Origin of the sequence: Variovorax sp. HJSM1_2 (assembly GCF_049316285.1) — a bacterium.
Taxonomy (GTDB): Bacteria; Pseudomonadota; Gammaproteobacteria; order Burkholderiales; family Burkholderiaceae_C; genus Rhodoferax_B.
The window spans coordinates 96,006-117,618 of record NZ_JBMOXA010000002.1; the positions used below are offsets into that span (position 1 = coordinate 96,006).

At 62.4% G+C, this 21,613-nt stretch carries 19 protein-coding genes; 11 read left to right on the forward strand and 8 right to left on the reverse strand.

Translation table 11 applies throughout. The features are described 5' to 3' along the window. The first annotated feature begins 9 nt into the window (after positions 1 to 9). Positions 10 to 495: an outer membrane protein assembly factor BamE gene (locus ACFQ95_RS02945; RefSeq protein ID WP_422829309.1), complete on the forward strand. Its 486-nt coding sequence runs from the start codon at positions 10 to 12 to the stop codon at positions 493 to 495. A 37-nt stretch (positions 496 to 532) separates the two neighbouring features. Here ACFQ95_RS02945 and ACFQ95_RS02950 read toward each other — a convergent pair whose 3' ends face one another. Continuing rightward, positions 533 to 1,519, reverse strand: coding sequence for a Bug family tripartite tricarboxylate transporter substrate binding protein (locus tag ACFQ95_RS02950; RefSeq protein WP_422829310.1), 987 nt, complete (start codon positions 1,517 to 1,519; stop codon positions 533 to 535). A gap of 48 nt (positions 1,520 to 1,567) precedes the next feature. Continuing rightward, the gene (locus ACFQ95_RS02955; protein ID WP_422829311.1) at positions 1,568 to 2,665 is read right to left on the reverse strand and encodes a mandelate racemase/muconate lactonizing enzyme family protein; all 1,098 of its coding nucleotides are present in this window, start codon (positions 2,663 to 2,665) and stop codon (positions 1,568 to 1,570) included. Between the two features lie 118 nt (positions 2,666 to 2,783). On the opposite strand from ACFQ95_RS02955, the gene ACFQ95_RS02960 reads away from it, so the two are divergent. Beyond that, a complete protein-coding gene (locus ACFQ95_RS02960) occupies positions 2,784 to 3,686 on the forward strand; it encodes a LysR family transcriptional regulator (protein WP_422829312.1) in 903 nt (300 codons plus the stop codon). A gap of 102 nt (positions 3,687 to 3,788) precedes the next feature. Here the strand turns inward: ACFQ95_RS02960 and metG are convergent, their stop codons facing one another. After that, a complete protein-coding gene (gene metG, locus ACFQ95_RS02965) occupies positions 3,789 to 5,855 on the reverse strand; it encodes a methionine--tRNA ligase (RefSeq protein WP_422829313.1) in 2,067 nt (688 codons plus the stop codon). A 206-nt stretch (positions 5,856 to 6,061) separates the two neighbouring features. Between metG and ACFQ95_RS02970 the strand changes: the two genes are divergently transcribed. Together ACFQ95_RS02970 and ACFQ95_RS02975 are read left to right on the forward strand one after the other, a co-directional pair. Next, complete coding sequence (locus ACFQ95_RS02970) at positions 6,062 to 6,253, forward strand: hypothetical protein (RefSeq protein ID WP_422829314.1); 192 nt, start codon at positions 6,062 to 6,064, stop codon at positions 6,251 to 6,253. A 128-nt stretch (positions 6,254 to 6,381) separates the two neighbouring features. After that, positions 6,382 to 8,046, forward strand: coding sequence for an acyl-CoA dehydrogenase family protein (locus ACFQ95_RS02975; protein WP_422829315.1), 1,665 nt, complete (start codon positions 6,382 to 6,384; stop codon positions 8,044 to 8,046). On the opposite strand, the gene ACFQ95_RS02980 is transcribed toward ACFQ95_RS02975, so the two are convergent. Next, positions 8,028 to 9,311, reverse strand: a complete 1,284-nt coding sequence (locus tag ACFQ95_RS02980; protein ID WP_422829545.1) for a patatin-like phospholipase family protein — start codon at positions 9,309 to 9,311, stop codon at positions 8,028 to 8,030. The genes ACFQ95_RS02975 and ACFQ95_RS02980 overlap by 19 nt on opposite strands. A 369-nt stretch (positions 9,312 to 9,680) precedes the next feature. Between ACFQ95_RS02980 and ACFQ95_RS02985 the strand changes: the two genes are divergently transcribed. The 3 genes from ACFQ95_RS02985 to ACFQ95_RS02995 all read left to right on the forward strand — a co-directional run bounded on the left by ACFQ95_RS02985 (position 9,681) and on the right by ACFQ95_RS02995 (position 12,103). Further along, positions 9,681 to 9,866 (forward strand): hypothetical protein, encoded by a 186-nt coding sequence (locus ACFQ95_RS02985; RefSeq protein WP_422829316.1) that lies wholly within the window; start codon positions 9,681 to 9,683, stop codon positions 9,864 to 9,866. A 153-nt stretch (positions 9,867 to 10,019) separates the two neighbouring features. Then, the gene (apbC, locus tag ACFQ95_RS02990; RefSeq protein WP_422829317.1) at positions 10,020 to 11,111 is read left to right on the forward strand and encodes an iron-sulfur cluster carrier protein ApbC; all 1,092 of its coding nucleotides are present in this window, start codon (positions 10,020 to 10,022) and stop codon (positions 11,109 to 11,111) included. A 20-nt stretch (positions 11,112 to 11,131) separates the two neighbouring features. Next, positions 11,132 to 12,103: a LysR family transcriptional regulator gene (locus ACFQ95_RS02995; RefSeq protein ID WP_422829318.1), complete on the forward strand. Its 972-nt coding sequence runs from the start codon at positions 11,132 to 11,134 to the stop codon at positions 12,101 to 12,103. A 24-nt stretch (positions 12,104 to 12,127) separates the two neighbouring features. Here ACFQ95_RS02995 and ACFQ95_RS03000 read toward each other — a convergent pair whose 3' ends face one another. Beyond that, positions 12,128 to 12,334, reverse strand: a complete 207-nt coding sequence (locus tag ACFQ95_RS03000; RefSeq protein WP_422829319.1) for a hypothetical protein — start codon at positions 12,332 to 12,334, stop codon at positions 12,128 to 12,130. A gap of 129 nt (positions 12,335 to 12,463) precedes the next feature. Beyond that, the gene (locus ACFQ95_RS03005; protein WP_422829320.1) at positions 12,464 to 13,624 is read right to left on the reverse strand and encodes a hypothetical protein; all 1,161 of its coding nucleotides are present in this window, start codon (positions 13,622 to 13,624) and stop codon (positions 12,464 to 12,466) included. 385 nt (positions 13,625 to 14,009) lie between these two features. On the opposite strand from ACFQ95_RS03005, the gene ACFQ95_RS03010 reads away from it, so the two are divergent. The 4 genes from ACFQ95_RS03010 (at position 14,010) to fdhD (ending at position 19,390) form a co-directional block, all read left to right on the forward strand. Beyond that, positions 14,010 to 15,659 carry an OFA family MFS transporter gene (locus ACFQ95_RS03010; RefSeq protein ID WP_422829321.1) on the forward strand — a complete coding sequence of 550 codons (1,650 nt, stop codon included), beginning with the start codon at positions 14,010 to 14,012 and terminating at the stop codon, positions 15,657 to 15,659. Positions 15,660 to 15,791: 132 nt separating this feature from the next. Further along, positions 15,792 to 18,215 carry an FdhF/YdeP family oxidoreductase gene (locus ACFQ95_RS03015; RefSeq protein WP_422829322.1) on the forward strand — a complete coding sequence of 808 codons (2,424 nt, stop codon included), beginning with the start codon at positions 15,792 to 15,794 and terminating at the stop codon, positions 18,213 to 18,215. Between the two features lie 9 nt (positions 18,216 to 18,224). Next, on the forward strand, positions 18,225 to 18,542 hold the full coding sequence (locus ACFQ95_RS03020; RefSeq protein ID WP_422829323.1) for a hypothetical protein: 318 nt from the start codon (positions 18,225 to 18,227) through the stop codon (positions 18,540 to 18,542). A gap of 2 nt (positions 18,543 to 18,544) precedes the next feature. Beyond that, positions 18,545 to 19,390 carry a formate dehydrogenase accessory sulfurtransferase FdhD gene (gene fdhD, locus ACFQ95_RS03025; RefSeq protein ID WP_422829324.1) on the forward strand — a complete coding sequence of 282 codons (846 nt, stop codon included), beginning with the start codon at positions 18,545 to 18,547 and terminating at the stop codon, positions 19,388 to 19,390. 79 nt (positions 19,391 to 19,469) lie between these two features. Here fdhD and ACFQ95_RS03030 read toward each other — a convergent pair whose 3' ends face one another. Both ACFQ95_RS03030 and ACFQ95_RS03035 read right to left on the reverse strand, forming a co-directional pair. Further along, positions 19,470 to 20,408 carry an SMP-30/gluconolactonase/LRE family protein gene (locus ACFQ95_RS03030; protein WP_422829325.1) on the reverse strand — a complete coding sequence of 313 codons (939 nt, stop codon included), beginning with the start codon at positions 20,406 to 20,408 and terminating at the stop codon, positions 19,470 to 19,472. A 127-nt stretch (positions 20,409 to 20,535) separates the two neighbouring features. Beyond that, positions 20,536 to 21,480, reverse strand: a complete 945-nt coding sequence (locus ACFQ95_RS03035) for a DMT family transporter (protein WP_422829326.1) — start codon at positions 21,478 to 21,480, stop codon at positions 20,536 to 20,538. Positions 21,481 to 21,613: the final 133 nt, after the last annotated feature.

The following is a 21,613-nucleotide window of genomic DNA, read 5'->3' on the forward strand; positions in this document are numbered from 1 at the left end:
GGTCAAAAGATGACGAGGGCAATCCGCATGGGTATTTTGGCTTTTCTGTTGTCGTTGGGCGCTTGCGACAACCAGCGCATACAGGAACTGGAAGAGGGCGTGGCCACCGAGGCCGATGTGGTGGCGCGTTTTGGCCAGCCCGAAAACGTCTGGGATTCACCCGAAGGCCGGGTATTTGAATACAACCGCCAACCCGCGGGCCAGAAGAACTACATGATCACCATAGGCCCGGACGGCAAGATGGCCGCGCTGCGCCAAGTGCTTGGGCCGCGTTACTTTGCTCAGGTGCAACCCGGCATGGCCATGGAAGACCTGCGCAAGCTGCTGGGCAAACCGGCCAAAGTGACGCCGTTCAAGCTGCGCAACGAAACCGAGTGGGACTGGCGTTGGCAAGACGAACACGGCGCGGCCATGCTGTTCACCGTGGTGTTAAACGGCGACCAAAAGGTGGTGCGCAGCGGCTCCGCCGTGGACCCGGCTACCCTCAAGAGTTAAGGGCTGCGGTTAAGGGCTGCGTCGTAGGCCAGCAGCGCTACTCTGGCTGAATCTTGCCTTTGCGAATCACCTCCGTCCACTTCGCAATTTCCTCGGTGATGCGTTGAGAGAACTCCTGCGGCGTGCTGCCTATAGGCTCGAAACCCATGGATTTGAGCTTGGCCTGCATCTCGCCCTGGCGAATCGATGTTCTCAACACGCTGCTGATTTTCTCGACGACGGCAGCGGGTACGCCCTTGGGCGCGACCAGACCAAACAACGGCATGGTGTCCACACCCGCAAGGCCAGCTTCAGCAAAAGTCGGCACATCAGCAAGCAGTGGTGAGCGCTTGGGGCCGGTGACGGCAAGCGCCTTCAACTTGCCCGCCTTGATGTGCTCGGCCAGGGTCGGCACGGTGGCAAAGCCAAATTGCACCTGGCCCCCCAGCAGGTCGGTGATCACCGTGCCGCCGCCTTTGTAGGGGATGTGCGTGACCTGCAGGCCGGCCTGCTGCGCCAACTGTTCGCCTGCCAGATGTGGGCCACTGCCAATGCCTGCAGAGCCGTAGGCCAGCGCACCGGGTTCTGCCTTGGCCTTTGCCAGAAAGCCCGCCAGGTCTTTGGCGCCGACGGAAGGGTGCGTCACCAAGACGAACTGCGCCGTGGCGATGAGGCAGATCGGGGTGAAGTCTTTTTGTGTGTCGTAGGCCAGGCGTGCGCCGAGCAGACCGGGGTTGATGGTGAAGCTGCTGTCCACCATGCCCAAGGTGTAGCCATCAGGTGCTGAACGTGCCAGCTCACGTGTGCCTATGGTGGTGCCGCCGCCGCCTTTGTTGTCGGCAATGGCGGATTGCCCCAGCGCCTGTTGCAAGGCTTGCCCGGCGAGTCGGCCCAGGTTGTCCGTGGCGGCTCCTGCGGGGTAGGGGATGATGATGCGAATCGTCTTGTCGGGATACTGGCCGGCATTGGCCAGTGCCCACGGCGCCACACCGCTCACGGCAAGACCCGTGCAGTAGTGGATGAAGTTTCGTCGGCTGTGTTGCATGGTGTTTGTCTCCTGAAGGGTTATGAATGTTTTGGAATCACTGAGCGATCACTGAGTGAATCGGCCTTGCACCAGTTCGACTTCTGGCTCGGCGCCGAGCCCGGGTGTGTCGGGTATTTGCAGCCAACCGCGCTCGATGGGAACGGATTGGCCATACGGCACGTGGGCCAGTTCGACGTACAGGCGCTCTAGCGAAACCTCGGTCTGTTGCGCGGCGATCAGATGCATGCTGGCGAGGAAACCGGGGCCAAAGAAGGCGACCTGTGGAGCACACGTCACGCGGCTCCCTTCGCAGGCACGAGAGATGTCCAGCGCCGCCGTCAGCCCCAGCTTGATCACGCTGGGCTGAACGTATTGAACCGTCTCGTTCTCGACCATGCGTTTGAGCGCCAAGGCACAACTCGCGTTCTCGCCAACCGCCAGGGGCACGGGCACCCGCTGCTTCAAAGCAGCCAGCGCCTGGTCGTTTTCCGGCATCCAAATCGGCTCTTCAATCCACAAGGGGTTGAAGGGCAACATGGCGCTGATGGCGGCCTCGGCTTCATCTGGCAGCCAGGCGCAGTTGGTGTCCACCATCACCGGCACATCGGGGCCCACGGCTTGGCGCACGGCCGCCACGGCTTCTGCTGTGCGCTCGTGGAGCTTGATCTCGGTGTAGCCCTCGCTCAACGCGCGCTGGCTCACCCGCTGCAGCAAGTCGGCGTCGGCGTAGTATTGAAGCAGCGAGGCGTAGACCCGAATGCGGTCGCGTTGTTTGCCACCGAGCAATTGGTACAACGGCAGCTTTTCGCGCTTGGCCAAGAGGTCCCAAAGCGCAATGTCCAAGCCGGCCAAAGCATGCACCACCGGGCCCGAGCGCCCAAGGTTGTGCAGCACACGTTGCATGCTGGGTAGCAGGCTCGGGTCGTCGGCGTTCTTGCCGCAGGCCAGGGGCGCAATCAAGGTCTCGAAGATGGCTTGCAGGGCGCGTGGCTCGACACAGTAAGACTCGCCCCAGGCGACGGTGCCGTCTTCTGTCTGCACTCGCACCAAGGCGCTGTCCAGCTTGTCGCGCGGCCTGCCGGCAAACAACGGGGGCTTGCTCCAGTGATGGAAGGGGAGTCGCATGGGAATACACGTGACGGAGGCTATGGTGTTGGCGCTCATGGGTGAGTAGCGAGAGGCAGGTTGAGTAGGGGCGCGTGTGGACTGAATCGCCCCGATCTTCGTGAGCCGAAGCAATATGGTCAAATAGATAAAAACACTGTTTTCATACAAATTCCATATGCTGAGTCGACGGGAACTCTCGCTGTTGCGTGCCATGTATCAACAAGGCACCGTGACGGCCGCCGCAGCGTCGATTCACATGACGCAGCCTGCGGCCAGCGCGCTCTTGCGCGACATGGAGACACGCCTGGGTTTTGCGCTATTTAGCCGGGACCAACGCCGGCTTCAGCTGACCAGCCAGGGGCGATCGATGATCCCCGAGGTGTTGAACGCTTTGTCTGGCATGGAGGCGGTGGACCGTCTGGCCAGCGACATCCGAAAGGGCGCAACGGCCAGGCTCACGGTCGGTGCAGTTGCCGTGGCCTCTTCAATGCTGCTGCCGCAAGCGCTTGTGAGTGTGCGCAAGGCATATCCCGCGATCACCTTCGCGGTGCGTGCCGGTTCTGCACTGGAGATACTGGAGATGGCCGTGGACCATAGGATCGATCTGGGCATCGTGATTGGCTCGTCCGCCACCAATGAGCGGGTCTTCAAGGAGCAACTGGCTGCCGTTAGTTTGTTCGCGGTCTTTCATCCCGCACATCCGCGCGCAAAGGTGAAACAGGTCACGTTGGACGAAGTCACGCAGCTGGGTTTGATTGCCTTGTCTCCTGCACTTCCCGCAGGCTTGGCGACGCAGCAGGCGATTGTGCAAAGTGGCTTGGAGTACCGGCCGCTGATGGAGGTGTCGCAGTCCTTTACCGCGTGTGAACTCGCCGGGCAGCAACTGGGAGTGGCCATCGTCGAATCGCTGGGCGCGCACTATGCACAACGCATGGGCTTGGTCGCCAAGCCGCTGCTGACGATGAAGGATTCCGAGCTGGCCATCGTGGCGCCCAAAGATCGGCCTCTGGAGGGGGCGAGCCTATGTTTGCGCGATGCCCTGCGGCAATGTGTGGCCGGCCTGGCGCATTCGCTTTGAACGGTTTCTGCGCGCAACGCGGCTTGTATGCCCACAACGAAAAAAGAGGCCACAAAGGCCTCTTTTTTCATTCTGCCTGAGCAGCGTTGGATTAGTGCTGGATCAACGCACGCGCATGCCCGGCATGGCTCCGGGCAAAGGCTCCAGCACGTAAATGCCGGGGTTGGCTTTTTCATCGCCGTGGCTGGCGGCCAGCACCATGCCTTCGCTCACGCCAAACTTCATCTTGCGTGGCGCCAGGTTGGCCACCAGCACCGTGTGTTTGCCCACCAGTTGCTCGGGCTTGTAGGCGCTGGCGATGCCGCTGAACACATTGCGGGTTTTGCCTTCACCGGCGTCCAGCGTCAGGCGCAGCAGCTTGGTCGAGCCCTCCACGGCTTCGCAGGCCACGATCAGCGCGATGCGCAGGTCGATCTTGGCGAAGTCGTCTATGGTGATGGTGGGGGCGATTTCTTCGCCGCCGGGCAACAGCTTTTCGGGTTCTGGTGCGGCGGGTGCTTCAAACAGCGCGTCGAGCTGCTTGATGTCTACACGTTGCATCAGATGTTTGTAGTCGCCGATCACGTGGCCGGCGCCGAGCAGGGTTTGCGCGTCGCTGGACTGCATTGGTGCGACGTTTAAGAAGGCCTCAACCTGTGTTGCCAGCGCGGGCAGCACCGGCTTGAGGTAGATGGTCAGCAGGCGGAAGGCTTCGATGCAGGTGCTGCACACGTCTTGCAGGCGCGCGTCCTGGCCTTCTTGCTTGGCCAGTTCCCAGGGCTTGTTGGCGTCGACGTATTCGTTCACGCGGTCGGTCAACAACATGGTCTCGCGCAGGGCGCGTGCGGTGTCGCGGGCTTCGAACGATTTGGCAATGCCTTCGCTTTGTGCACGGATGGTGTTCAGCAACTCGGCGCCATCGGCCGAGGCCGTGCCCAGCTTGCCTTCAAAGCGCTTGGCGATGAAGCCAGCCGCACGCGAGGCGATGTTGACGAACTTGCCAATCAGATCGCTGTTGACGCGTTTCATAAAGTCGTCGGCCGTGAAGTCGATGTCTTCATTGCGGCCATTGAGCTTGGCGGCCAGGTAGTAGCGCAGCCATTCTGGGTTCATGCCCAGGCTCAGGTACTTGAGCGGATCCAGGCCGGTGCCACGGCTCTTGCTCATCTTCTCGCCGTTGTTCACCGTCAGGAAACCGTGCACGCAGATCTTGTCTGGTGTCTTGCGGCCGCTGAACTTCAGCATGGCGGGCCAGAACAAGGTGTGGAAAGTGATGATGTCCTTGCCGATGAAGTGGTACTGCTCCAGATCGGGGTTGGCCATGTAGGCGTCATAGCTTTCGCCACGCTTTTCCAGCAGGTTCTTCAACGAGGCCAGGTAGCCCACGGGCGCGTCGAGCCAGACGTAGAAGTATTTGCCCGGCGCGTCGGGGATTTCGATGCCGAAGTAGGGCGCATCGCGGCTAATGTCCCAGTCGCCCAGGCCTTCGCTGGTGCTGCCATCGGGGTTGGTGCGGGTGCCAAACCATTCCTTGATCTTGCCGGCCACCTCGGGCTGCACGTGCACGCCGTTTTGTGTCCATTCGGTCAGGAATTCCACGCAGCGCGGGTCGGACAGCTTGAAGAAGAAGTGCTCCGATGATTTGAGCACCGGCTTGGCGCCAGACAGGGCCGAGAAAGGGTTGATCAGGTCGGTAGGGGCGTAGACCGAGCTGCAGACCTCGCAGTTGTCACCGTATTGGTCCTTGGCGTGGCAGCGCGGGCATTCACCCTTGATGAAGCGGTCGGGCAGGAACATGTTCTTCTCGGGGTCGAAGAACTGTTCGATGGTGCGTGTCTCAATGAAGCCTGCAGCCTTGAGGTCGCGGTAGATCTGTTGCGACAGCGCGTGGTTTTCCGGGCTGTCGGTGTTGCTCCAGTTGTCGAAGGCGATGTGGAAGCCGTCGAGGTAGGGCTTGCGGCCCGCGGCAATGTCGGCCACGAACTGCTGCGGCGTCTTACCGGCTTTTTCAGCGGCGATCATGATCGGTGCGCCGTGGGCGTCGTCCGCCCCGACGAAGTTCACCGCGTTGCCCTGCATTCGTTGGAACCGCACCCAGATGTCGGCCTGGATGTATTCCATGATGTGGCCGATGTGGAAGTTGCCATTGGCGTAGGGCAGTGCGGTGGTGACGAAGAGTTGGCGTGGCATGGGCAGCGGGCTTTCGACTGAACTTGAGGGGAACCTATCATTTTAGTCGGGCCAGGACTGGCCTAGTGGCGCGGGGGCATGGCTGTGGGGAAGGCCAGGCCAAGGAGGCGCTGGCGTGTGGGTGCCGCCTTCATCCGCATGCGTCTTTTTCCTACAGGGGCGCCGCTGCTGCGTCGGTAACCTCTGGTGACATCTAAGGAGGCCATATGTTCACGCAAAACTTCAGCAGCACACTGCAGCAAATGTTTGTCAACGTCTCGCAAGCGCGCTTCATGAGCCCAGAGGCCGCAGCCGCCTTGCCGCAGCGGGCCTGGGATGGCGCGACGTTGGCGCAAGAGGCCTTTCAGGCGCAAGAGGTCGATCTGGCGCAGCGTGTGCGTGAAGTGGGCGAGTGGTAAGTCTGGCCCTGTAGCGGTATCGGTGTCTCGGATGTGGCAGCTGGGGCGCCGTGTATAGCGTCAACCCGTGTACCCGTCTTGCGCATTCTTTCTAGACTTGAAAGCTCCAGTGCCTTCAAGGAAGCAAGATGGATACACCGTGGACCACACACCAGGTCTTCAACCAGTTTGACGCACTCACCGGCTACAACCTGTTCAGCACAGACGCGGCCCTGCAGCAGGCCGTAGCCGCCGCCGGGGCCGGCTGGGCCTTGTCAGCGCTGAGCCACTTTGGCGCCGAGGTCGGCTGTGCCCAGAGCTTTCAGCATGCCGACGAGGCCAACCGCATCGTGCCGGTGCTGCATAACTTTGATGCGCGTGGCCGGCGCATCGACCAGGTGGAGTTTCACCCCGCTTGGCATACGCTGATGGCGGGCTTTCGCCAAGGTGGCTGGGTGTCGCAGGCCTTCGCCGATACGCGCCCCGGGCGCTGGGCGGCCAACATCGCCGCGATTTATCTGCACAGCCAGGTCGAATCGGGTTCCATGTGCCCGGCCACCATGACCTGGGCCAGCATTCCGCTGCTGCAGCGTGAACCGGCGCTATGGGCGCAGCTCGGCGACAAGTTGTTGAGCCCGTTGTACGACCCGCGTGATGTGCCTCTGGCGCAAAAGGCATCAATCTACATCGGCATGGGCATGACCGAAAAACAAGGCGGCTCCGACGTGCGCGCCAACACCACCACTGCCACGCCGGTGGGCGCGGGCGGGCGTGGCGCGCCGTATCTGATCCGTGGCCATAAATGGTTTTTCTCGGCGCCCATGTGTGATGCACACCTGGTGGTGGCACGCACGGCGGACGGCGGGCCGTCGTGTTTTTTCGTGCCGCGCTGGCGGCCCGATGGCAGCAAAAACGCGGTGCAGATCCAGCGGCTGAAAAACAAGCTTGGCAACAAGAGCAATTCCAGCAGCGAGGTGGAGTTTCTGGACGCCTGGGGCGTGCTTATGGGCGAAGAGGGGCGCGGCATCCCCACCATCATCGAGATGGCTAACTTCACCCGCTTGTCGTGTGTGGTTAGCAGCGCCTCGTTCATCCGCCAGGCCCTGGTGCAGGCCCTGGCCTATACCCGTCAGCGCCAGGCTTTTGGCAAGGTGTTGGCCGAGCAGCCGCTGATGCGCGCCGTATTGGCCGACCTGGCTTTGGAAAGCGAAGCCGCGCTGGCGCTGAGCATGCGCCTGGCGCAAGCCTTCGAGCATGCCGACGACCCGCTGCAGCAAGCCTGGAAACGCATCGTCACCCCCGCCGCCAAGTTCTGGGTCTGCAAGCGCGCCGTGGAGTTGACCGGCGAGGCCATGGAAACCTTTGGTGGCAATGGTTATGTGGAAGATGGCCCGATGGCGCGGCTGTACCGTGAGGCGCCGGTGAACTCCATTTGGGAGGGCTCGGGCAATGTCATGTGCCTGGATGTGATGCGTGCCGTGGCGCGTGACCCCGAGGCCGCGCTGGCGCTGATGGCCCAGGCCGTGGATGCGACCCCAGGCGATGCCCTGGTGCTGGCCGAGGCTCAGGCTTTGCGCCAGATGTTGGGCACGGCCCCCGAGCAGTTGGAGGGCCAGGGCCGCCTGTTCTGCCAGCGCCTGGTGCTGCTGCTGCAAGCGGGCTTGCTGCGCCAGACGGCGCCAGTGGCGGTGGCCGATGCCTTCATCCACACGCGCCTGGGCTCCACTGGCTGGGGGCGCGTCGCGGGCGCTCTCGATCCGGCCGGCGTGGACGTGGCGGCCTTGCTGGCGCGGGCTTATCCGGCCGCCGCTTGAGTCGCCTGGGCTGGCTCCGGGGCGTGCAGGCGGGTATCGGGCCAGCCAAAAAACGCACATACCTCGGCACTTTGGCGGCAGGTGTCGGCATAACCCATGGTCATCAGCTCCTGGGTGTATTCGGCTTCAAACAACAGGTAGCTGGCGAGGGCCGCGCCACGCGCGTCTTCCACGCGTGACGACACGCCCATGCCGCCGAGCATGGCGCGCACCGTGGGGGGCAGGCGTTTGATATGGCGCGCGGCGACCACATCGACGCGTTCCGAGGGCGAGATGATCAGCAGCTCTATGGGCCGCAAGTTGGCCTTTTCGCGGGCTTCGCGCGGAATCAGCTGCAGTGTGCGGTTGACACGCTGCACCCGCTCCACGTCCACCGAGAGTGCATCCAGAAAGATGTTGGACAAGGCGTGGCCGGCAATCTGCGCCATGCTGGGGTAGATGTCGCTGCCCATGGTCGGGGCTTCGCCCTTGGGTTCATGCATGCGCCCCGCACCCACGACCAGAATGCGCTGCGCGCCAAAGTGAATCGCCGGGGCGATGGGCGCCGACTGGCGCATGGAGCCGTCGCCAAAATATTCTGTGTGCTGCGCCATCGTCAGTGGCATGGCCGGAAACACGAAGGGAATCGCGGACGAGGCCAGCAAATGGTCTATGGTGATTTCGTGCGGCATGCCAAAACGTTGCGAACGTGTCCAGCCGCGCAGGTCGGGCACACCCTGGAAGAAGGTCACATGTTCGCCCGAGCTATAGCTTGAGGCCGTGATGGCCAGCGCGCGCAGATGGCCTTGCGCCACCAGGTCGGGAATACGCTGCAACGGCACCATGGTCTCCAGCAGTGCACGCAGCGGGCTGTTGTCGAGCAAGGAGCGCGGTGATACCCGGCGCCATTTGTTGATCATCCAGCCCAGCGACAGCAAGGTCAGCCAGCTCGCGCCGCTGCGCACCACACCCAGGGATTCGGTGCGGTAGACCTGCTCGGCGCGAAAGTTCCGCCAGATGGCGGCGATGCGGCGCACGGCTTGGTCAAAGTCGTCGGCGCCACCGGCCAGCGCGGCCGCGTTGATGGCCCCGGCCGAGGTGCCGGTGATGATGGGGAAGGGGTTGGGCCCGTGGCGCTGGCCGGCAGCGGCGCGTATGTCGGCCAGGGCTTCGAGTACACCCACCTGGTAGGCCGCGCGCGCGCCGCCGCCGGTGAGCAGCAGGCCGGTGTTTTGCAGTGCGCAGACTTCCGCGGGCGGTACCGCCGGCAGGTCGGCGGCAGACAGGACTTTGTACGGGGCGGCGGGCTGGATGCTGGGCGGTTGTTGCAAGAGGTCTCCTGTTGCGGTCGGGGCTGACCGGGGCGCCTGAATTTCCTACCTGTGATTTATCGCAGAAATTGTTATCAATTTGTATCAGGAATGTCGCCACGCCTGTACTTGTAGGGGGTGCATTGGCGATAATTGGCTCATCAACATCGTAGTCCTGACCTGTAGGCCTTGCTGGCCAGAATGGCAGCGCGGGCCAGGCGATGTTTACCAAAAAAATGAGACAGACAGTTGCGCGCCGATTGGCGCTGCAAAAGCGGTTGGCAACATCCCTTGAAGGCAAGCCTGTGTGCGTCGTGATGACCGGCGCGCTAGGAGTAGAAACACATGATCCGTATCCCCCTTTATAGAAGAGGCGCCGTGGTGCGCTACAACGGCAAAGACGCCACCATCAGCCATGTGCTGATCCGCAAATCACTTTTATATGTCTGCCTGAAGGACATGGAGCGCCCGGTGCCGGCGCAAGAGATAGAGATTGAGCCCACGGTATTGCAACTGACGCGCGACGTTTGAAAAAACAGCATGAAATTAGCTTCTTGCGCAATATTGGTATGCGTAAGTAGCTATTGATTTTGTAGTTTCTCGGGGCGGCAAATCCTGAAAGCCCGGCGGCCAGAGAGGTCGAACCCTCTTCGCTAGACTACGGGGCCTTCAGGAGAACCCCGCATGCCCGTCACAGAACAACTCGTACGCACCGCCCTTGCTGGCGTTGTGGATCCCCAAACCGGCCAGGACCTGGTGTCTGCCAAAGCCATACGCGGCGTGCGTGTGGAAGCCGAGGCGGTCGTGGTCGACATCGAGTTGGGTTACCCCGCCAAAAGCCTTATCCCGGCGCTGCAGCAAAGCGTGACAGCCGCCGTGCAAGCCGCGGCCCCCGGCACCGCCATCACCGTCAACGTGCGCAGCGAAGTGGTGCCGCATGCGGTGCAGCGCGGCGTGCAACTCCTGCCCGGTGTGAAGAACATCGTGGCCGTGGCCTCGGGCAAGGGAGGCGTGGGCAAAAGCACCACCGCTGCCAACCTAGCCCTGGCCCTGGCGGCCGAAGGTGCGCGTGTAGGCCTGCTGGACGCCGATATTTATGGCCCGAGCCAGCCCATGATGATGGGCATCAACGGCAAGCCCGAAAGCCTGGACGGCAAGATCATGGAGCCGCTGCTGAACCACGGCGTGCAGGTGATGTCCATCGGTTTTCTGGTCGAGCCCGACCAGGCCATGATCTGGCGCGGCCCCATGGCCACCCAGGCGCTGGAGCAACTGCTGCGCCAAACCAACTGGAAAGACCTGGACTACCTGATCGTCGACATGCCACCCGGCACCGGCGACATCCAGCTCACGTTAAGCCAACGTGTGCCCATGACCGGTGCGGTGGTGGTCACCACCCCCCAGGACATCGCGCTGCTGGATGCGAAGAAGGGCATCAAGATGTTCGAGAAGGTGGGCGTGCCGATTCTGGGCATTGTGGAAAACATGGCCGTGCACATCTGCAGCCAATGTGGCCATGCGGAACATATCTTTGGTGCCGATGGTGGCAAGAAGATGGCCGCCGAGTACGGCATGCCCTACCTGGGCGCGCTGCCGCTGAACATCAACATCCGCCTGCAGGCCGACACCGGACGTCCCACCGTGGTGGCGGAACCCGATGGCGAAATCGCCGGCCTGTACAAAGCCATGGCGCGCCAGGTGGCGGTGGCGATTGCGGGCAAGAACAAAGACTATTCAAACAAGTTCCCGACGATCTCCATCAGCAAAAACACCTGATGCCGTAGGCAGTCCAGCCGATGAACCTGCTCGCACCCATGCGATATCTGGTGGCTTTACACGAGCACCAGCATTTTGGCCGTGCGGCGCAGGCTTGCCATATCACCCAGCCCGCGCTATCGAATGCCATACGTGCGCTTGAAGCGGATTTTGGCGTGGTCATCGTCAAGCGCGGGCGTACCTACGCGGGACTCACGCACGAAGGGGAACAAGTGCTGCGCACGGCCCAGCGCATGCTGCAGGAGCACGAGCTGCTGCGGCAGGAACTGAGCCACGGCGCGGGCCATTTGACGGGCTGCTTGCGCATGGCCGCAGTGCCTACTGCGGTGCCGGTGTTATCACTGTTTGCGGCCATGCTGCACCGCCAGCACCCGGGTTTGCGGCCCGTGGTCATGTCCATGAGTTCACATGACCTGGAAGCCGGCTTGGAAAACCTCTCGGTGGATCTGGGCCTGGGTTATACCGAACGCATGCATTTGCGCAGCGTGCCATTCACGGCCTGGCCGCAATACACCGAACACTATTACCTGCTGCGCCGCGCCGAGTCGGCGGCGCAGGACCGGGGCCGCAGCGCACTGGCCTTTGGTGCCCCCATCAGTTGGGCCGAAGCGGCCGAGCGTGCGCTGTGCCTGCTGACGCCCGACATGCACAACCGCACCATCATTGACCAGGCGTTTGCCGATGCCGGGTGCGAGGTCGTGCCTGCGATCGAAACCAACTCGGTTCTCACGCTGGCGCTGGCGGTGTTGGAGGGGCATATGTGCAGTGTGTTGCCCGGCGCCATGGTGGGCGCCGTGGCCAGCAACCCCGAGCTGGAGGCGCTGCCCCTGGTCGCGCCGCAGATTCTCACGCCGATTGGCTTCATGACCCAGGCCGGGGTGCGTGTTTCGCGCGCCCTGGAGGCCGCGCTGGCGCTGCTGGAGTCGCCCGAATGGCATGTGCAGCGTGCCACACATGCGGGGTCATTGGCGCGTGAAAGCCCCCACCGTTGAAAGATCTGGTGTGGCGCCGCTCCATCAAGCACACAGCGCGTACATCAGCATGCCCATGCCACACATCAACACGGCGTTCAGCAGCAGCGCGAGCATCTCTTCACTGTCCTGGTGAAGGCTCACGGCGTTGGCGCGGTACATGTCCTGTGTTTCCTGCAGCCACGAAGTTTCGTCGGACTGATGAAACGACAACGCAACACGGCGGAGTAGGGGCGCGAAACGGTCAGTCATGGTGTGCTCCTAGCGGTCTTCAGACCTGATGAGCGCATTGTCGAAAGAGGGGCTCTGGCAAGCATGGCGCGAATGTGAACTCGCCTCAGATGAGCCGTGTGCCGCCACGCTGTCGCTCGCCTTCATGCCTTATTTGGAACGCAGTAACAACGCCAGGGTTTGCTGGAGGTTTTCCGTGCTCAGGTCCACCGTGCCCGACAGGTCGGTCATGTGGGGCGGCAGTTCGTCCTCCAGCCTCAAGGTCCGCGCCGAAGACAGCAGGCGGGCCTCGTTCTCGCTGATGGTGCCCACGGCGACAAAGACCGCATTGGCGTTGCTGTCGTTGCGTGTCCACATGCGTGTCGGCATCACCGGTATCGCCTGTTGTTCGGTGCGCAGCGAGATCTGCGGTTTGCCACCCACTGGAAAGAGCTGGATACGGGCGTCGTCGAGCAGCGTGCGGTTCAATTCGGTAGAGGTGATCACCATGAACTGCCCCTCGTGGTAGCCCAGCATCAGGCTCACGTTCTGCGCGTTGCTGATTTCCTGGCGCACGCTGGCCACGGGGCTGCCGGTGCCCGAGTCGATCAGGGCCCAGGGGCTGGCATAGGGTTGCGAGTTGTCCAGGCGTGTCTGGGCCAGTTGTGATTCGGAAAACCAGACCATGCTGCCCGGCGCGGCCAACGCGGCCAGGTTCAGCAGTTCGGGCCGCACACCCATGTCGCGCAGGTAGATGGCAAGCTCCGATGCGGAAGGTGTGATGGGGCCACCAACCACGTTTTTCACCGGAATTCTGGGAATCTGCTGCAGACCCATCTTGGATTCGACGTCCACGCTGCGGGACACCCCTCCGGCGAAGGCGAATACACAGGCGGTGTTGCAGCGCGCGTTCGAGACAAAGGTTTCCGCGCGGTCCAGTTGGTCGATGCTGGTGCGGGTGTAGTCAGATTCGAGGTTGGTGTTGAGCTTGTGGGCGCGCAGGTAGCGGCCCAGTTGCAGGGCGCCGGTCATGCTGCCGCCCGCACTGTCGAATGAAATCTTGGGAAAGGGCGGCAAGGTGTTGGATGCATCACTCTGCGTCCTGGCCGTTTGCAGGAAGCGATCCAGCTTTGCCGCGCTATCGAGCTCGATAAGACCCTCCGCCAGGACCTGGGCGCTACACAGAGAGCCGGCGCCATTGCAGGGTTTGAAGATCGAAAAGCGCATGCTCCCCTCGTAATGCTCGGCAGGACTGTCGGGTACCAGTTTTTCGGCGTAGGCGTTTGACCCCAGAAAGGCCAGGCTGGCCAGTACGAGTGCGGCTGTTTTCATGGTGGTGTGGCGGTGATGCTGGAGTTGAAGGGGCTGGGCGCGACGTAAGGCAAGCTCTATGGGGTGAACAACGGGGGCGAAAAAGCATCCTCGAGGGACGCCATCACACGCTTGAACGGACGCTGTGGGCGTGTGATCCGAGCGCGGCTGAGGCCATCTTGCGCCTTCGGTGCCGGGCGGTTGTGGCGTGTTTGTGAACTTTTCAAGGCGCGGATGCAGGGCTGCGGCGCGGGTCCACATTCATTTTTTGAATCGCACGATGCGTTGAAGCAATTTGACGCATCAAAATCATGCCGCGACACTCGCCGCCGCCCGCGACCACCCATGGCACAAGAGAGGCCGGTCACGGGCGTGCCACAACATCCAAAAAGGAAGAGGACACTTCATGTCAGACCCAACGCCAGGTTTCCTGGAAAAAGAACGCATCATTGCGGGACCCGGTTTCAACCGCTGGCTGGTGCCGCCAGCCGCATTGGCCATTCACTTGTGCATCGGTATGGCCTATGGCTTCTCGGTGTTCTGGCTGCCTTTGTCCAAAGCCCTGCAGACCGCAGGCACAGGCGCACAAACCTGCGCCAAGGAAATGAGTTTCTTCGCCGAGTTGTTTGCCAGCGGCTGCGACTGGCGCGTGGCCACGCTGGGCTGGATGTACACGCTGTTCTTTGTGTTGCTGGGCTCCTCGGCCGCGCTCTGGGGCGGCTGGCTGGAACGTGCCGGTCCACGCAAGGCCGGTGTGGTGTCGGCCGTGTGCTGGTGCGGCGGCATGTTGCTGTCGGCACTGGGCATTCACCTGCACCAGTTCTGGTTGATGATTCTGGGCTCGGGTGTGATTGGTGGCATAGGCCTGGGGCTGGGCTACATCTCGCCCGTATCCACACTGATCAAGTGGTTCCCGGACCGCCGTGGCATGGCCACCGGCATGGCCATCATGGGTTTTGGTGGTGGTGCCATGATTGGTTCGCCCCTGGCCGTGGACCTGATGAAAGCCTTTGCCACCCCTACCGACGTGGGCGTGATGCAGACCTTCGTGGTGATGGCGGTTGTTTATTTCGTCTTCATGATGGGCGGCGCCCTGGGTTACCGCGTGCCGCCTACCGGCTGGAAGCCTGAAGGCTGGACGCCACCGCCGGCCAAGGCCAACACCATGATCACCCAGCGCCACGTGCACGTGAAGAAGGTCTGGGGCATTCCCCAGTTCTGGCTGCTGTGGACCGTGTTGTGTATGAACGTGAGCGCCGGCATCGGTGTGATCGGCATGTCCTCGCCCATGCTGCAGGAAGTGTTCGGCGGTGCGCTGATCAATATTCCGGCCAAGTTCACCGAACTCGACAAGACGCAACTGGCGGCCATCGCCACGGTGGCCGGCGGTTTTACCGCGCTGCTGTCGCTGTTCAACATCGGCGGCCGCTTCTTCTGGGCCAGCCTGTCCGACAAGCTCGGCCGCAAGATGACCTATGTGGTGTTCTTTGTATTGGGCGGCCTGCTGTACGCCAGCATTCCGTCCTCCGCCAGCGCCGGCAGCAAGCTGCTGTTTGTGGGGGCGTTCTGCATCATCCTGAGCATGTACGGCGGTGGTTTTGCCACCATTCCGGCCTACCTGGCAGACTTGTTCGGCACGCAGTTTGTTGGCGCCATCCACGGCCGCCTGCTGACCGCCTGGGCTACCGCTGGCATCTTGGGCCCGGTGGTGGTGAACTACATGCGTGAGTACCAACTCGGCCTTGGCTTGCCGCGTGAACAGGTCTATAACCAGACCATGTACATCCTGGTGGGCATGCTGGTCATTGGCCTGATCGCCAACCTGCTGGTGCGCCCAATCGCCGACAAACACTTCATGAGTGACGAGGAACTGGCCGTGGAAAAACGCCTGGCACACGAGAAGGCGCAGGCCGCCGAGGTGGGGGCCGGTTCTGGTGCGGCGGGCACTGAGCAGACCAGCAGCCTGACCGTTGGTTTGGCGTGGTTGGCCGTGTGTATTCCGCTGGCCTGGGGCATTTACCGCACCCTGGTGGCCACGGCCAAGTTCTTCCACTGATGCCATGCCCGGGTCAACCGTGCACTGTGCCTACCAACGCTCGCCTTATGCCTGTCATGTTGGTGCGTGGTCCTCGTATTCACGGCTGACCCGGAAATGGAAAAGAACAATGAATTGTTTAGGAGACCTGCGATGAGCGAACAGAAAATTGAGTTCTACACCGGCCCGGCCGGTGGCTGGGGTGCGCTGCGCAGTGTCTCCAAAACCCTGATGAAGCAGCATATTGCGGTCAAGGGCGCAAAGACCTTGCTCTCGGCCAATCAGCCCGATGGCTTTGACTGCCCCGGCTGTGCCTGGCCTGACCGCAACCACGCTTCGACTTTTGAATTCTGCGAAAACGGCGTCAAGGCCGTGGCCGCAGAGGCCACCGCCAACCGCGTGGGGCGTGCTTTTTTTGCCGAGCACAGCGTCAGCTCGCTGGCCGAGCAAAGCGACTACTGGCTCGAAGACCAGGGCCGTCTCACCGAGCCCATGGTTTATGACGCGGCCAGCGACCACTACCTGCCCATCAGCTGGGACGACGCGTTTGCGCTGGTGGCGCAACACCTCAACGCCTTGGCCGACCCGAACGAAGCCATCTTCTACACCTCGGGCCGGGCCAGCAACGAGGCCGCATTTTTGTACCAGTTGTTTGTGCGCGAATACGGCACCAACAACTTCCCCGATTGCTCGAACATGTGCCATGAGCCCAGCGGCAGTGGCATGCGCCCGCAGATCGGCGTGGGCAAGGGCACGGTGACGCTAGAAGATTTCGAGCACGCCGACGCCATCTTCATCTTTGGCCAGAACCCCGGCACCAACCACCCGCGCATGTTGGGTGAACTGCGCGAGGCGCACAAACGTGGCACGCAGATTGTCAGCTTCAACCCGTTGCGCGAGCGTGGGCTGGAACGTTTTGCCGACCCGCAAGATAAGTTTGAAATGGCCACCATGGGTTCCACGCCCATCAGCACACATTACTTCCAACTGCGTGTGGGTGGTGACCTGGCAGCGGTCAAGGGCATGATGAAACACCTGCTGGAGCTGGAAGCCGCCGGTGAGAACGTGCTCGACCACGCGTTCATTCAAGAACACACGGTTGGTTTTGCTGCGCTGCAGGCCGAAGTTTTGGCCGAGTCCTGGCCGCTGCTGGAACAAGAGTCGGGCCTGAGCGAAGAGCAGATCCGCGCCGCCGCCGAGGTCTACCGCAAGGCCAAACGTGTGATCGCCTGCTGGGGCATGGGCATCACCCAGCACATGCACGCCGTGGGCACGATACAGATGATCGTCAACCTGCTGATGCTGCGTGGCAACCTGGGCCGCGAAGGTGCAGGCGCCTGTCCGGTGCGCGGCCACAGCAACGTGCAGGGCGACCGCACCATGGGCATCTGGGAGAAGCCGCCCGCAGCGCTGCTGGATCGCCTGGAAAAGGTCTTCAGCTTCAAGGCGCCGCGCGCCAACGGTGTGGACACGGTGGAAGCCATTCAGGCCATGTTGGATGGCAAGGGCAAGGTGTTCTTCGCGCTGGGCGGCAACTTCGCCGCCGCCACACCCGACACCTATGTGACCTGGCGCGCGCTGCAGAAGTGTGATCTGACGGTGCACGTCACCACCAAGCTCAACCGCAGCCACGTGGTGCACGGACGGGCCGCGCTGATTCTGCCCTGCCTGGGCCGCACCGAGATCGACATGCAGGCCGGCGGCACGCAGGGCGTGACGGTGGAAGATTCGATGAGCATGGTGCACATGTCGGTGGGCATCAACCCGCCCGCGTCCGAGAGCCTGTTGTCCGAACCCGCCATCGTGGCGCGCCTGGCCGCTGCCACCATTGGTGCGCGTAGCCAGACGCCATGGCTGTGGCTGATAGAAGACTACAGCCGCATCCGCGACAAGATTGCAGCCGTGTTCGACGACTTCAAGGACTTCAATGCCAAGGTCGCCAAGCCCGGCGGCTTTCGCCTGCGCAACACCGCCAGCGAACGCGTGTGGAACACCGCCAGCAAGAAGGCGCAGTTTGAAGTGCACGCCGTGCCACTGGATACGCCGTCACATCAAGCGCGTGCACGCGGTCTGGACACCACTGTTTTCACGCTGCTGACCACACGTTCACACGACCAGTACAACACCACCATCTACGGCATGGACGACCGCTACCGTGGGGTGTTCGGCCAACGCCGTGTGGTCTTCATCAATGCCAAGGACATCAAACATCTGGGCATGAAAGACGGCGACTGGGTCGACATCCTCACCGTGTGGAGCGATGGGCCCGAGCCGAGCGCCGGGCAGCCCCAAGCCGGCGAGCGCCCCCTTGGGGGGCAGCGAGGACACGAAGTGCCGAGCGTGGGGGCAAACAATGTTCGGCGTGCCGACAAGTTCAAACTCGTGGCTTACGACATTCCGCGCGGCAACCTCGCGGCGTATTACCCAGAGACGAATCCGCTGGTGCCGCTGTCGTCGGTGGCCTTGAATGCGGGAACACCGACATCGAAGTCGATTCCGGTGGTGTTGGTGCCGCATGGGGAAGTGGGCTCCGGGGCGACGACCCGAACGGTAGAGATGGCAAAGACCCACGCGTAAACTGCGCGTATGGATTTATCGGCACAACCAGCCCTTCCCACACCTTTGCCCGACTGGGCCAATGACGTCTTGTCGCACGCCATTCTGGAAGTGCTGAACGAAACGCCTGGCCCCAAAGGTGTATCCCTGCCACGCATGGGCAAAGCCCTGGGCTTGGGTGTGAGTGTGCTGTTGCGGCGCCTGCACCTGTTGAGCGCCGCGTCCATCGGTGGCCAGCCCGGCCCGGCCTGGGTGCGGGTGGAGCAGCTCGATGAACGCTGGATTGCACACCTGACGGATGCGGGCCGTGCGCAGTGGGTTTTGTGGTCGGCTGAAACCGGTGAATGAACATGCAGCAGAACGCATCCGACCCAGCTACTACGTGTGACGACACACCGCTGCCGCCACCCTTGGTCGCCGCGCCGGTAGAGGTGTTCGCCAATGGCGCTACAGGCCTCACGCGCGACGACAGCATCGCCGCCGAAGTGCCCATCGCGCTGGTGTTCAACGGCATCTCACACGCCGTGATGATGGCCACGCCACAAGACCTTTCCGCCTTCGCACTTGGCTTTGCATTGAGCGAAGGCTTGATCGACAGCATGGCCGATTGCCGTGGCATCGACGTGTTCACTGCCGCAGATGCAGCCAGCTGCGAAGTGCAGTTGGAAATCTCGGCCGCGTGTTTTGCGCGTTTGAAAGAAAAGCGCCGCGCACTCGCCGGCCGTACTGGCTGTGGTGTGTGTGGCATAGACAGCTTGCAGGCCTTGGACTTGCTGCCCGAGCGTGTGGCACGCCAGCCCTGGCTAGACCAATTGGATGTGGCAAGTGTGCTCAAAGCCGTCAACGGCATGCAGCCCTTGCAGCGTCTGAATGCAGAGGCCGGCTCGTTGCACGCCGCAGGCTGGGCATCACCTGGTGGCGAGCTGCTGATGCTGATGGAAGACGTGGGCCGCCACAACGCGCTAGACAAACTCATAGGCCAACTGGCCGAACAGAAACGCTTGGGTGAACCGGGCTTTGTGGTCATGTCCAGCCGCGCCAGTTACGAGCTGGTGCGCAAGTGTGCGCGCATGGGCATCGGGGCCTTGGCGACGGTGTCGGCGCCCACGGCGTTGGCGGTGCAAATCGCGCAGCAGGCGCAGATCCGGCTGTGGGGTTTGTGCCGTGGGACACGGGCGGTGCGCTACACGGCATAAGCGTCGTGTTTCAAATGCCGCGCCCAAAAGTACAAGCACGCAGCGCCGCCGCTCGGTGGCGCTGCAAGTTTGGCCTTGCCTAGCCGCCCGGTGCACCCTGGGTGTTCACATACAAGGCATACAGCGATTGGCCAGCGGCCATGAACAGCCGGTTGCGCGCCACGCCGCCAAAACACACATTGGCGCAGCGCTCGGGCAGGTGGATGTGGCCTATGGCCGTGCCGTCTGGCGCGAAGATACGCACGCCGTTGTGCTCTGGGCTCAGGCCCCAGCCGGCCCACAGGTTGCCGTCCACGTCGCAGCGAAAGCCGTCGGGTGTGGCGTTTGGGTCGCCATCAAAAAATACTTCGTCGCGCGTGAGTTGTGTGCCGTCTTCGCTGAGTTCGAACACTCGGATGCGGCGCGGCACGGTGCCCGACTCCACCACGTACAGGCGGCGTTCGTCGGGCGAAAAACACAGGCCGTTGGGGCGCACCACGGCGCTGGTGACCACCGTGGCCTGGCCCGTGGCTGGGTCCAGGCGGTAGACGTTGGTAGGCAACTCCGGGGTCGCCGGGCTGCCTTCGTAGTGGCCCAGTATGCCGAAGGGCGGGTCGGTGAACCACACCGAGCCATCGGACTTCACCACCACGTCGTTGGGTGAGTTCAGCCGCTTGCCCTCAAAGCGGTCCATCAGCACGGTTTGGGTGCCGTCGTATTCGGTGCGCACCACGCGGCGCTCGCCGTGTTCACAGGTGACCAGGCGGCCTTGCCGGTCGCGGGTGTTGCCGTTGGCGTAGCCCGAGGGCTTGCGAAACTCGCTCACCGCGCCGTTAGCTTCTTCCCACTTCAGCACGCGGTTGTTGGGAATGTCGCTCCACAACACATAACGTCCATCACCAAACCACACCGGCCCCTCAGCCCAGCGGCAGCCATGCGCCAGCCGCTCGATGGCGCTGGGCACGATGTGGTACTTGCGAAAGCGCGGGTCCAGCACTTCGATGGCCGGGTCAGGGTAGGTTTGGCTGGGTTGCCACATGGTGGATGCTCTGAACAAAAACGAAGCGCCCAGTATGCCCGGACCAGCCCTTGAGCGCAGCCGGGATGGCCCGCCATGCAATGTCCGTCGATGCGGCTAAAACGGCGGGGAGTCGGCGGCTTGTGCGTCAGCTGTTGCGCGGCGCCTTGGTCACAAGCCAGATCCCCAGGCTGACCAGCACCAGCGCGATGCCATTGCTGAGCTTGAAGATGGGTTCGTTCAGAAACACCGCAGACAGCGCAACACCGAACACCGGCACCAGGAAGTTGAAGGCGGTGATGGTGCTGACGCGGTTGTATTTGAGCAGCAGGCTCCAGATGGAAATCGACAGCGCCGACAGCAGCACCAGGTAGGCCAGCAGCGACGCCGAGGCGACGGTGAAGTTGTCGATCTTGCCGCCCAGCGCATAACCAATGGCGAGCAGTGCCGATCCACCAAATACCAACTGGTAACCCGTCATGACAAACGGATCCACCCCTTGCGAAACACGCTTGCCGTAGATGCTGGCCGCCGCCAGGATGAACGCCGCCAGCACCACAAAGCCCTCGCCCAGGAGCGTGAAGTCCCAGGCCAGCAGGCCACCCGCGCCGGAACCCAGATTGACCACCATCACGCCCAGAAAGCCGACCAGGCAGCCGACGATCTTGGGGTAGGTCAGCCGATCGTTGTGGTAGATGTAGTGCGCCAGCAGCACGCTGAAGAACGTGCCGGTGGCGTTCATGATGGAGCTTTTGGTGCCGGTGGCATAGGCCAGGCCGACGTAAAAAATGGCGTACTGCAGCGTGGTTTGGCTCAAGCCCAGCAGTGCAAACCGCGCGAGTACACGGCCCGGCACGCCACCTTTCAACTTGCCACTGATGCCAGCATAGGCCAGCAGCGCCAAGCCTGCCAGCACGAAGCGCCAGCCCGCAAACACCAGTTTGGAGGGAATGTCGTGCGGCGCGATGCTGAAGAGCGCGTAACCGCCCTTGATCGCCGGGTACGAGCTACCCCACAAAAAACAGCAGAAGGTGGCGAGCAGGAAGACGATCTTGCGATCTGTGAGAAAAGCCGAAGAGGCGAGTTTGGACATGGCTTTGTGGTGGAAAGCCCGGGTATTGCCGTGCGCCATCATGGGCATGCGTGACCGAGCGAAAGATAAGGAGCCGAAAGAAGCGTGTCGTGGTCAGAAAGACCTGCTGGGGCCCCAAGGGCGCCCAGAGAGA

What these genes read in the sequence shown, in the direction of transcription:
- ACFQ95_RS02945 (WP_422829309.1), top strand. Translation starts at nt 10, where the DNA reads ATGACGAGGGCAATCCGCATGGGTATTTTGGCTTTTCTGTTGTCGTTG.
- ACFQ95_RS02950 (WP_422829310.1), bottom strand. Translation starts at nt 1,519, where the DNA reads ATGCAACACAGCCGACGAAACTTCATCCACTACTGCACGGGTCTTGCC.
- ACFQ95_RS02955 (WP_422829311.1), bottom strand. Translation starts at nt 2,665, where the DNA reads ATGAGCGCCAACACCATAGCCTCCGTCACGTGTATTCCCATGCGACTC.
- ACFQ95_RS02960 (WP_422829312.1), top strand. Translation starts at nt 2,784, where the DNA reads ATGCTGAGTCGACGGGAACTCTCGCTGTTGCGTGCCATGTATCAACAA.
- metG (WP_422829313.1), bottom strand. Translation starts at nt 5,855, where the DNA reads ATGCCACGCCAACTCTTCGTCACCACCGCACTGCCCTACGCCAATGGC.
- ACFQ95_RS02970 (WP_422829314.1), top strand. Translation starts at nt 6,062, where the DNA reads ATGTTCACGCAAAACTTCAGCAGCACACTGCAGCAAATGTTTGTCAAC.
- ACFQ95_RS02975 (WP_422829315.1), top strand. Translation starts at nt 6,382, where the DNA reads ATGGATACACCGTGGACCACACACCAGGTCTTCAACCAGTTTGACGCA.
- ACFQ95_RS02985 (WP_422829316.1), top strand. Translation starts at nt 9,681, where the DNA reads ATGATCCGTATCCCCCTTTATAGAAGAGGCGCCGTGGTGCGCTACAAC.
- apbC (WP_422829317.1), top strand. Translation starts at nt 10,020, where the DNA reads ATGCCCGTCACAGAACAACTCGTACGCACCGCCCTTGCTGGCGTTGTG.
- ACFQ95_RS02995 (WP_422829318.1), top strand. Translation starts at nt 11,132, where the DNA reads ATGAACCTGCTCGCACCCATGCGATATCTGGTGGCTTTACACGAGCAC.
- ACFQ95_RS03000 (WP_422829319.1), bottom strand. Translation starts at nt 12,334, where the DNA reads ATGACTGACCGTTTCGCGCCCCTACTCCGCCGTGTTGCGTTGTCGTTT.
- ACFQ95_RS03005 (WP_422829320.1), bottom strand. Translation starts at nt 13,624, where the DNA reads ATGAAAACAGCCGCACTCGTACTGGCCAGCCTGGCCTTTCTGGGGTCA.
- ACFQ95_RS03010 (WP_422829321.1), top strand. Translation starts at nt 14,010, where the DNA reads ATGTCAGACCCAACGCCAGGTTTCCTGGAAAAAGAACGCATCATTGCG.
- ACFQ95_RS03015 (WP_422829322.1), top strand. Translation starts at nt 15,792, where the DNA reads ATGAGCGAACAGAAAATTGAGTTCTACACCGGCCCGGCCGGTGGCTGG.
- ACFQ95_RS03020 (WP_422829323.1), top strand. Translation starts at nt 18,225, where the DNA reads ATGGATTTATCGGCACAACCAGCCCTTCCCACACCTTTGCCCGACTGG.
- fdhD (WP_422829324.1), top strand. Translation starts at nt 18,545, where the DNA reads ATGCAGCAGAACGCATCCGACCCAGCTACTACGTGTGACGACACACCG.
- ACFQ95_RS03030 (WP_422829325.1), bottom strand. Translation starts at nt 20,408, where the DNA reads ATGTGGCAACCCAGCCAAACCTACCCTGACCCGGCCATCGAAGTGCTG.
- ACFQ95_RS03035 (WP_422829326.1), bottom strand. Translation starts at nt 21,480, where the DNA reads ATGTCCAAACTCGCCTCTTCGGCTTTTCTCACAGATCGCAAGATCGTC.